The 10,105-nt window shown below is 68.5% G+C and carries 6 protein-coding genes and 1 riboswitch; all 6 genes read right to left on the bottom strand.

The features are described 5' to 3' along the window. Positions 1-77: 77 nt before the first annotated feature. Complete coding sequence (locus tag C664_RS19700) at positions 78-2,723, bottom strand: molybdopterin-dependent oxidoreductase (RefSeq protein ID WP_004293302.1); 2,646 nt, start codon at positions 2,721-2,723, stop codon at positions 78-80. Between the two features lie 192 nt (positions 2,724-2,915). Continuing rightward, complete coding sequence (locus C664_RS19695; protein ID WP_004293300.1) at positions 2,916-4,088, bottom strand: ribonucleotide-diphosphate reductase subunit beta; 1,173 nt, start codon at positions 4,086-4,088, stop codon at positions 2,916-2,918. Next, positions 4,085-6,910 (bottom strand): ribonucleoside-diphosphate reductase subunit alpha, encoded by a 2,826-nt coding sequence (locus C664_RS19690; RefSeq protein ID WP_004293299.1) that lies wholly within the window; start codon positions 6,908-6,910, stop codon positions 4,085-4,087. The genes C664_RS19695 and C664_RS19690 overlap by 4 nt, the downstream gene beginning before the upstream one ends. 57 nt (positions 6,911-6,967) lie before the next feature. Further along, positions 6,968-7,525, bottom strand: coding sequence for a GNAT family N-acetyltransferase (locus C664_RS19685; protein WP_004293297.1), 558 nt, complete (start codon positions 7,523-7,525; stop codon positions 6,968-6,970). A gap of 156 nt (positions 7,526-7,681) precedes the next feature. Then, positions 7,682-7,885, bottom strand: a riboswitch (cobalamin riboswitch). A gap of 123 nt (positions 7,886-8,008) precedes the next feature. Then, positions 8,009-9,157: an AI-2E family transporter gene (locus C664_RS19680; protein ID WP_004293295.1), complete on the bottom strand. Its 1,149-nt coding sequence runs from the start codon at positions 9,155-9,157 to the stop codon at positions 8,009-8,011. Positions 9,158-9,278: 121 nt separating this feature from the next. Beyond that, positions 9,279-10,105, bottom strand: an 827-nt coding sequence (locus C664_RS19675; protein ID WP_004293293.1) for a ketopantoate reductase family protein, incomplete at its 5' end; no start/stop codon positions are given.

Here is a 10,105-nt window from a genome sequence, read left to right as displayed (position 1 = left end):
CGGCGCCACGCCGGCTTGCGCCGCTTAGGGGTTGGGGTTGGGGTTGGGGTTGGGGCTGGGGTTGGGGTCGGAAGGGGTCACTTCTTCGCGTTCTTTTCGAGGAATTCCAGCACCAGCTTGCGCTCGTCGTCGGTCAGACCGGCGCGCGGGAACATGCTCTCGGTGATGCCGTGCCACTGCTTCACCGTGTAGTCGCCCGGTTCGCGCGGCACGTGGCACAGCGTGCAGCGCTCGTAGAAGAGCTTCTCGCCCGGCGTCAGGCCGGCGGTGGAGGCGGCCTTGGCCTTTTGCGCGCGCTCGGTGAGGCTCAGTGCGGCGGCCTCGATGCGGACCGTGCTGTTCTCGACCACCGGCGGCTCGTAGGCGCGGTTCGGGCCTTCGGCGTCTGTGCATTTGCGGAACGAGGCGAGGCAGGTGTTGGCGCTGGTCGCCTGGCTGAGATCGCTCGCCGCCACGCTCGTGGTCAGCACATTGATCGCGCCGCTGTTGCAGCGGCCCTTGCTGTCCTTCGACAGCCAGGCGCCTTCATAGATGCTGATCACGCCCTTCATGATGTTGGGCGACACCCGGGCGCCGACGATGACCGCGCCGCGATCGTTGTAGACCTCGATCAGGTCGCCGTCCTTGACGCCGCGTTCGCGCGCGTCCTCCTCGCTGACCAGCGCGAATTCGCGGCCCTGGATGTTGAGGTGCTTCGAGCATTCGGCGTTGGCCATCTGCGAATGCACGCGCATGAAGGGGTGCGGGCTCACCACATGCACCTGGCCCGGCTTGGCGTTGCCGAGGAACTCGGCCGGCTCGAGGTACTTCGGGATCGGCGGGCATTCCTTGGTGCCGAAGCGCTCGAAGGCTTCGACGTAGAGTCCGATCTTGCCGGTGGCGGTGTGCAGCGGGTTCTTGACCGGGTCGGCGTAGAAGTCGCCATGTCGCACCCAGCGGCGGGCGGCATCGGGCACCTCCATCTCGGCCACGCCGGTCTCCCAGAATTCCTCGAACGGGATCCTGGCGTCGGTGTTGGCGTAGCTGTTCCTGACGATGTCCATCACCGTCAGGCCTTCGGTGAAGCCGTACTCGACGCCGAACAGTTCGGCCAGGCGGCGGAAGATCTCGAAGTCGTCCAGGCTCTCGCCATAGGGCTGGATCACCTGGCGCATCGCCCAGATCTTGTCGTTGCTGTAGGTGCCGCCGGTGCTGATGTCGTTGCGCTCGAGGTGGCTGGTGGCGGGCAGCACGATGTCGGCGTAGCGCGAGGACGCGCACCACCACGGGTCCTGGTTCACCACGGTGTGCACCTTCTTCGCCATCGCCTCGATCAGCTCGTTGGTGTTCTGCTGGTGATGCACGAAGTTGTTGCCGGCGTTGTAGATCATGTGCACGTCGGGGAAGGTGAAGTTCGTACCGTCGCGGGTATAGGGCTTGCCGGGGTTGAGCAGCATCTCCGAGATGCGCGAGGCGGGGCAGCGGCCCTTGGCCGGATTGCGCCCCTGCGGGATGCCGACCGCGCCGCGCCTGCCCGACACCGGCATGCCGCCACCGCCGTAGTGCCAGGAGAAGCCCACGCCCTGGCCAGGCTTGCCGATCTTGCCGGTCATGGCGGCGAAGGCGATGATCGCCCAGTGCGTCATCTCGCCGTGGTGGGCGCGCTGCAGCGCCCAGGCACCGGCGAACTGGGTGCGCTTGCTGGCGAAAAGGTCGGCCATCTCGACGATCTTCGCCGCCGGGATGCCGGTGATCTTCGCGGCCCATTCCGGCGTCTTGGGCGGCGTGCCGTCGGCGTCCTTGCCGAGCAGGTAGGGCAGGAACCGGTCGAAACCGACCGTGTATTTGTCGAGGTAGGCCTTGTCGTACTTGCCGGTCGTATACACGTGCCAGCACATCGCGAGGAACAGCGCGGTGTCGGTGTTGGGAACGATCTTCACCCACTCGGCGCGCATGGCCTCGTCGGTGGTGGTGCGCTGCGGGTTGATCGACACGAATTTCACGCCGGCATCGCGGATCGCCTCCCAGCGCGAGTACATCTGGTGGTCGGCCACCGTGTATTCGATGCGGTTGTTCTTCCACGGGTCGCAGCCGACCAGCACGAAGACCTCGGTGCTGTCGCGGATCACTTCCCAGGACGTCTGCGGCGAATACACCTCCATGTCGCCGATGATGTGCGGCAGGCTGACTTGCGAGGCGCCGCCGGAATAGTCGCCGGTGGTGACGCTGTGGCCGCCGATGAGGCCGAACAGCCGCCCCTGCAGCACCTGCGGGCGCAGTACGCCGGCGTGCGACCAGCCGCCGTAGGACGAACTGAACACCGCGTCATTGCCGTGCTGCTCGATCGTGCGCAGGCTGGCGTCGGCGACCAGCGCGAGCGCGTCTTCCCACGACACGCGCACGAAGGGTTCCTTGCCGCGCAGATGCCCCTTGATGTCGCCGCGCGGGTTGGCGAGGTAGGAACGGCGCACCATCGGATACTGCACCCGGGTCGGGTGGTAGGTGCGGCTCAGCACCCCTTCGAGCAGCATCTGCGTGGGCATCGGGTCGAAGTGCTTCAGCGGTTGCACGCCGACCAGGACGCCGTTCTTCACCACGGCCTTGAACGGGCCGTAGTGCGAGGCGTGGGGGATCAGCACGGTGTCCGCGCCGAACACCTCGTTGACCCCGAACAGCTTGAGCCCGCCACTGGCGACGGCGAAGGCGGCGGTGGACTTCAGAAAGGCACGGCGGTTGAACGACATGATGCTTCTCCTTGATCACGCTCCCGTCCGACGAAGGTCGGCGGTCCTGTTGAGCGTGATCTTCCGCCGCACGGGTTAACGGCGGCCGGAGAATTGCTAATGCAGGCTGCGGGTGTGTGAATGGGATTAACGAAACCGCCGGGCGCCGGGTGCAGCGCGGCCCGATTCCCGCGTCTGCTACCCGGCAGCGACTCACTCCCAGCTCAGTGCGCCGCCGGTCTGGTACTCCGTGACCCGCGTCTCGAAGAAGTTCTTCTCCTTGCGCAGGTTGGCCTGCTCGTCCAGCCACGGCAGCACGTTCTCCGCGCCGGGGAAGGGCTCGGCCAGCCCGACCTGGCGGGCGCGGCGATTGGCGATGTAGCGGAACTGGCCCATGTGCTGCGCGGCCGAGTAGCCGAGGATGGGCTCGCGCAGCAGATAGCCGGCGTAGGCGGCTTCGGCGGCTTCGGCTTCCTCCCACAGGCGGGCGAGCGCCGCGGGATCGAGCTGCAGGTTTTCCTCGGCGATGAGCGTGCGCACGGTGCGGATGCCGAAGGCGCAGTGCAGGACCTCGTCGCGCATGATGTACTGCAGCTGCTCGGCCGTGCCCTTCATCAGCCCGCGCCGCTGCAGCGCGAAGATGGGGGTGAAGCCGTTGTAGAACCAGCAGCCCTCGAAGATGGCCGCGAAGAAGAGGTAGGAGAGCGCGAATTCGTGCAGGTTGTCGCGGTCGGTGAGGTCGAAGTCGGCCCGCATCACGCGCTCGAGCCGGCGGTTGGCGAGCGCGATCTTGCCGTGGATCTCGGGCACGACGCGGTAGCGGTTGTAGATCTCCTGCTGGTCCAGGCCCAGGCTTTCGATGCAGTGCTGGTAGGTCCAGGTGTGCAGGGCTTCCTCATACACCTGGCGGGCCTGGTAGATCTGCAGTTCGGGCGCGGTCATCTTTTCCATCACCGCCAGGCCGATGTTGCGCATGGCGAGGATGTCCGAGGTGGTCAGATAGGACAGCACGTTCTCGAACACATGGCGCTCGGCCGGCGTCAGGCGATGGTGGTAGTCGTGAACGTCCTGCGCCATGGAGATTTCCAGCGGCGTCCAGTGGTTCTTGTTGGCGTTGAGGAAGAACTCCCACGCCCAGGGGTACTTGAAGGGCGCGAGCTGGTTGATGTCACCCTGGCCGTTGACGATGCGCTTGTCGGCTGCGCGCACCGGCGCCAGCGCGCCCGGCCGGGCATCGGTGGCGGACAGGGCTGTGCCGTAGCGGGATGTCGTGGGTGTCACCGTGGAAGCCGGGGAGTCTGTCTCGCGGGCGAGGGGCGTGTTGGCTGAAGAGATGGCTGGCTGGGGGCGAACCGGCGTGTCCCAGTCGTCGAAGAAGGTGGTCATTGGCAGGCCTCGCAGTCGGGGTCGAGAATGGAGCAGGTCTTGGGCGCCGGGCCGGCGCTGGCGGCGTACGGCGTGGTGGTGCCGGTCTTCTCCATGGCGGTGGCGCCCAGCGTGCGCAGGTAGTAGGTGGTCTTGAGCCCGCGCAGCCAGGCCAGGCGGTAGAGCTCGTCGAGCTTGCGGCCCGACGCGGCGGCGACATAGAGATTCAGCGACTGCGCCTGGTCGATCCACTTCTGCCGGCGCGAGGCGGCTTCCACCAGCCAGTGCGGCTCGATCTCGAAGGCGGTCGCGTAACGCGCCTTGAGTTCGGCGGGAATGCGCTCGATCGGGGCGAGCGAGCCGTCAAAGTACTTGAGGTCGGCCACCATCACTTCGTCCCACAGGCCGAGCGCCTTCAGCTCGCGCACGAGATGCGCGTTGACCACGGTGAACTCGCCCGACAGGTTGGATTTAACGTACAGGTTCTGGTAGTCCGGCTCGATCGAGGCCGACACGCCGACGATGTTGGAGATCGTCGCGGTCGGTGCGATGGCGACGCAGTTCGAGTTGCGCATGCCATGGCGGGCGATGCGTTCGCGCAGCGGGCCCCAGTCGAGCGCGGAGGAGCGGTCGACTTCGAGCAGGGCGCCGCCGCCGGCGCCGCTGCGGCCGCGGCCCTCGGCCAGCAGCGCGAGGCTGTCCTGCGGCAGGAGGCCCCGGTCCCACAGGCTGCCGCGGAAACTGGAATACGGCCCGCGCGCCTCGGCCAGCTCGGTCGAGGCCCAGTAGGCGGCGTGGCACACGGCTTCCATCGAACGGTCGGCGAACTCGACCGCGGCGTCCGATGCGTAGGCCAGGCCCATCATGTGCAAGGCGTCGGCAAAGCCCATGATGCCCAGGCCCACCGGGCGGTGGCGCAGGTTGGCGGCGCGCGCCTTGGGCGTGGCGTAGTAGTTGAGGTCGATGACGTTGTCGAGCAGGCGCATCGCGACGCGCACGGTGCGCTGCAGCTTGTCGTGGTCGAGCGTCCAGCGCCCGTCGCCGTCGCGCACCAGATGGGCGGGCAGGTTCACCGAGCCGAGGTTGCACACCGCGGTCTCTTCGGCCGAGGTGTTGAGCGTGATCTCGGTGCACAGGTTGGAGCCATGCACCACGCCCACGTGCTGCTGCGGCGAGCGCAGGTTGCAGGCGTCCTTGAAGGTGATCCACGGATGCCCGGTCTCGAACAGCATGGTCAGCATCTTGCGCCACAGCTGGAGGGCGGGCAGGCGCTTGAAGAGGCGGATCTCGCCGCGCTCGGCCTTTTCCTCATACGCGCGGTAGGCCGCCTCGAAGTCCTGGCCGTAGCGCTCGTGCAGGTCGGGCACGTCGACCGGCGAGAACAGGGTCCATTCGGCATTCTCCAGCACGCGTTTCATGAACAGGTCGGGGATCCAGTTCGCGGTGTTCATGTCGTGCGTGCGGCGGCGCTCGTCGCCGGTGTTCTTGCGCAGTTCGAGGAATTCCTCGATGTCGAGGTGCCAGGTTTCGAGATAGGCGCACACCGCGCCCTTGCGCTTGCCGCCCTGGTTCACCGCCACCGCGGTGTCATTGACCACCTTGAGGAAGGGGATCACGCCCTGGCTCTGGCCATTGGTGCCCTTGATGCGGCTGCCGAGCGCACGCACCGGCGTCCAGTCGTTGCCCAGACCGCCGGCGAACTTCTGCAGCAGGGCGTTTTCCTTGATCGACTGGTAGATGTCCTCGAGGCTGTCGGCCACCGTCGTCAGGTAGCAGGACGACAGCTGCGAATGGCGGGTGCCGCTGTTGAACAGCGTCGGCGTGCTGCTCATGAAGTCGAAGCTCGACAGCAGCTCGTAGAACGCGATGGCCTGTGCCTCGCGGTCGATCTCGTTGATCGCCAGGCCCATCGCCACCCGCATGAAGAAGGTCTGCGGCAGCTCGATGCGGCGGTCGTCGACATGCAGGAAGTAGCGGTCATACAGCGTCTGCAGGCCGAGGTAGTCGAACTGCAGGTCGCGCTCGGGTCGGATCGCCGCCGCCAGGCGGGCGAGGTCGAAGTCGGCCAGCCGGGGATCGAGCAGCTCCGCCTCGATGCCACGGCGGATGAAGGCGGGCAGGCAGGCGGCATAACCCTGGTCGGGGTCGGCCATGTCGGCCTGCGAGGCCTCGTGCCCGAGCACTTCGACGCGGATCGCCGACAGCAGCAGGCGGGCGGCGACACGTCCGTAGTCCGGCTCGCGCTCGATCAGTGTGCGTGCGGCCAGCACCAGCGCCTGGCGCACGGCGGCAATCGGCACGCCGTCGTAGAGGTTGTGCAGGGCGTGTTCGAGCACGGTGTCGGCGGACACACCGTCCAGCCCCGTGCAGGCCTCGCGGCACACGGCGAGCAGGGCGGCGCGGTCGAGCGGGCGGCGCGCTTCGCCATCGACGACGTGCAGCACTGGGCCGGCGCCGCCCGCCTGCGCTTCGGCGTCCTTCTGCGCCGCGCGTTCGGCAGCGCGGCGTTCGCGGTAGAGCACGTAGGCGCGCGCGACGTCGTGCTCGCCCGAGCGCATCAGCGCCAGCTCGACCTGGTCCTGGATGTCCTCGATGTGCAGCATGCCGCCGTCGGGTAGGCGGCGGGTGAGGGCGCCGACCACGGTATCGGTGAGGCGGGCCACGATGTCGCGTACGCGTGAGGACGCCGCACCCTGGCGGCCCTCGACGGCGAGGAAGGCCTTGGTCATGGCGACGGCGATCTTGTTCGGATCGAAGGCGACGACGGCGCCATTGCGGCGGATGATCTGGAATGCGGCGAGTTGCATGGCGCTATCAAGCGCTTCGGTCGGAAGTCGGTCCACGGGATGTCCTCGTCTGGGTGAATTCGAATGAGCGGGGTTTGGGAGGCAAGGGCAGCGTCAGGCGACTGCCCGGCTGCTTGCGGGGGCGTCGTCGGCGCAGCGGGACGCGGCCCGCAGTTCCAGCGTCAGCGGGGCGGTGTGGCTGCCGCCGGGACGGCGGAAGCCGCTGGTGGCCGCCATGTGCAGCACCGCCGGGCTGACGCTGTGGCACACGATGCGGACCGCGTCGTGCAGGCGGGCCAGCGCGATGACGTGGCCGAACAGCGCGCGTCCGAGTCCGCGCTGGCGGTAGGCTGCGATGACGCTGAGGCCGAAGTCGACCTCGCCATCGCGCACCCCCACATGGGCGAGGGCGACGATGTCGCCCTGCGCGGTGCACAGGCCATGCACGTGGTCGCGTGCGAAATCGAGGCTGGCGACGTAGGCGGCGATGCCCTCGTCGCGGATGCCGTGGCTGAAGCGCAGCAGCCGGTCGTCGGCATCCAGCGCACGCAGGTGTTCGAGGATGCGCGGCGTGTCTGCGGCGCCGAAGCGCAGCATCGGGCGCGGGGCCGTGATCGACGGTACGTGCGGAGCTGGCGTCAGCGCCGGGGCGAGGCGGGCAGATGCGGGCATGGCGGAGATCCGGTGCGGGCGGGGCGGATCTCCGACGGACGGGCGTGATGCGTCACGCGCATGGCCATGCCATGCGGTGCTGCCGTGCCATCAGGAAAGCGTGCAAGTGAAATGGTCTGAGCCATGCCTCTTGTCAGGGACACCCCGCCCCGAGCTGTTAAGGGAAGCGTCGCGGCAGGTCTCCTGGCTCTCGGGTCGTCGTCCTGCGCCGGCCTTCCCGGACATTCGTCCAGTGGCATGGAAAAGCGCAAGACTCACCGATTACAGTTGCGGGGGCAGCTCCGGATTCCGCACCTTGCGATGCGTCACCGGATTCCCTTGCCCGGTCGGAACCGGGCAGCCGTGACGGGCAGACATTAGGGCCGGCGGGTGCCGTGTGTCAAGCTTGACGTGTGAACAGTGATACTGCGGGTAGTGCTTGGCGACCCGGTTGACTACTAGGGGTTGCGTGCCGACCTGCTGCGATCGCGTCCGCTCCTGCCCTTAGTCGATCGTCGTGTACGACCGTGTGGCGGGGGATGGGCGCGCGATGGCGTCCGTGGTGGCATCCGCCGGTGCCGTCCCGCTGGCCACCGGTGCGGGCTCTTCAATGCCGAGCAGCCATTCGCGCCAGATCGCCACCAGCAGCGCCATCAGCACCGGGCCGACGAACAGGCCGACCAGCCCCATGGTCTGCACGCCGCCGACCAGGCCGAAGAAGGTGGGCAGGAACGGCAGCTTCACCGGGCCGCCGACCAGGCGCGGGCGCAGCGTCTTGTCCACGATGAAGAGCTCGATCGACCCCCACGCGAACAGTCCCAGCCCGGCGACAAGGTCGCCCGAGCCGACCAGGTACAGCGACACCAGCGTGAAGGACAGCGGCGCCCCGCCGGGGATCAGCGCCATGAAACCGGTGACCACGCCGAGCAGCACGGGTGAGGGCACGCCGGCGATCCAGTAGGCCACGCCGAGCACCACCCCTTCGCCGATTGCGATCAGGCCCATGCCGGTGACAGTGGCGCTGACGGTGGACGGCACCACGCGCGAGAAGCGTTGCCAGCGCGTCGGCAGGATGCGCTCGCCGACGACGTCGAGCTGCGCCGCGATCCGGCTGCCGTCCTTGTAGACGAAGAACAGCGTGATGAGCATGAACAGCGTGGTCAGGGCCAGCCGCGCGAGATCGCCGGTGGCGCTCAGCAGCGCGCGGTAGATGTTGCCCAGGTGCTCGCCGCTGATGATCTCCACCCAGTGCCCGAGTGCCTGGGGCTCGCCCAGGTGCAGGAGCCAGTACTCGGCGAGCCGGTTGCCGACCATCGGCAGGGCCCGGATCCAGTCCGGGACCGATGCGCCGGTCCGGTTGGCTTCGAGCAGCCAGGCAATGAAGTTGCCGGCTTCCTGCAGCGCGTAGTGCAGGGCGACGGTCAGCGGCACGATCAGCGCGCAGATGACGACGATCAGGGCCAGGCTCGCGGCCAGCGCCGTCTTCCCGCCGCACAGCACGACGCCCCGGCGGTACAGCGGCCAGCTGGCGAAGCCGATGACCAGCGCGGCCAGCACCGGCACGAGGAAACCGCTGAGGAAATACGCCCCCGCGGCAAGGATCAGCAGCAGCAGGGTGCGGACGATGAGGGGGGCTTGCAGGACTGGGGGCATGGGCAGGGCTGGACGGATCGCCGATGTGCCCGACTATACCGTAGGGGGCGGCCATTCCCCGACGCGATCGCGTGGCGGGCAGGCCGCGTGCGACTGCGAATCCCGGCGGTCTGCCACGGCATCACCCGCGATCGGATGGGGTTCCTGCCTCGGCGTGCTCGAGCGCGCGCACCAGGGTATGTACGGCCCGATGCGTCGGCACCTCGAAGCCGCCCGTCTCGGCCATGGCGAGCAGGGCGCCGGTGATGGCGTCGATCTCGGTGCGGCGGCCGGCGAGCACGTCCTGCAGCATGCTGGCGCGGTTGGCGGCGGTGGCACGGGCGACGCCGTGCACGCGTGAGAGCGCCGCCCCTTCGTCCAGATCGAGGCCGTTGGCGCGCAGCACCGGCAGCGCCTCGCGTACCAGGGTGTCGAGCAGCACGCGGTGCGGCGGTTCGAGCAGGGCGCCATTGGGCACGCGAAACAGCGCTGCCAGCGGGTTGATGGCGAGGTTCACCAGCAGCTTGGCGACCCGGGCACGGGCGATGTCCGGATCGACGCGGGCGACGAAACCGGCGCGCACGAACAGCGCCGCGAGGTCCTCGAAGCCGGGCGGCAGCAGGGTCTCGCCGGCGCCCGAGGGATGGATGCCGGTGGCATCGCGGTAGGCGCCTTCGGTCGTCACGCCCTGGCCGGCCGCCAGCGCGGGACAGGCCTCGCGCAACTGACTCTCGATCAGTCCGTTCTGCAATGACAGCAGGCCGTGCGGCCGCAGGGCGCTGGCGAGGCGGGCGGCGGCGTCGGTGTCGCCGGTCTTCACCAGCAGCACCGCCCAGTCGGCAGTGGGCAGGGCGTCCGGGGCGAAGACGTCGAGCCGGCGCAACTGGCCGCCGATCTGCACGCCGCGCGCCAGTTCGGCCGCGCGCGCCGCATTGCGCGCGATCACCGCCACCGGGCCGGTGGCGGCGA

It is taken from the genome of Thauera sp. 63 (assembly GCF_000310165.2).
Classification (GTDB): Bacteria; Pseudomonadota; Gammaproteobacteria; order Burkholderiales; family Rhodocyclaceae; genus Thauera; species Thauera humireducens.
Note: the sequence above shows the minus strand (reverse complement) of the source record. Positions and strands in the feature narration are given on the sequence as shown.

Coding starts and splice junctions, on each gene's coding strand:
- C664_RS19700 (WP_004293302.1), bottom strand. CDS start 2,723: ATGTCGTTCAACCGCCGTGCCTTTCTGAAGTCCACCGCCGCCTTCGCC.
- C664_RS19695 (WP_004293300.1), bottom strand. CDS start 4,088: ATGACCACCTTCTTCGACGACTGGGACACGCCGGTTCGCCCCCAGCCA.
- C664_RS19685 (WP_004293297.1), bottom strand. CDS start 7,525: ATGCCCGCATCTGCCCGCCTCGCCCCGGCGCTGACGCCAGCTCCGCAC.
- C664_RS19680 (WP_004293295.1), bottom strand. CDS start 9,157: ATGCCCCCAGTCCTGCAAGCCCCCCTCATCGTCCGCACCCTGCTGCTG.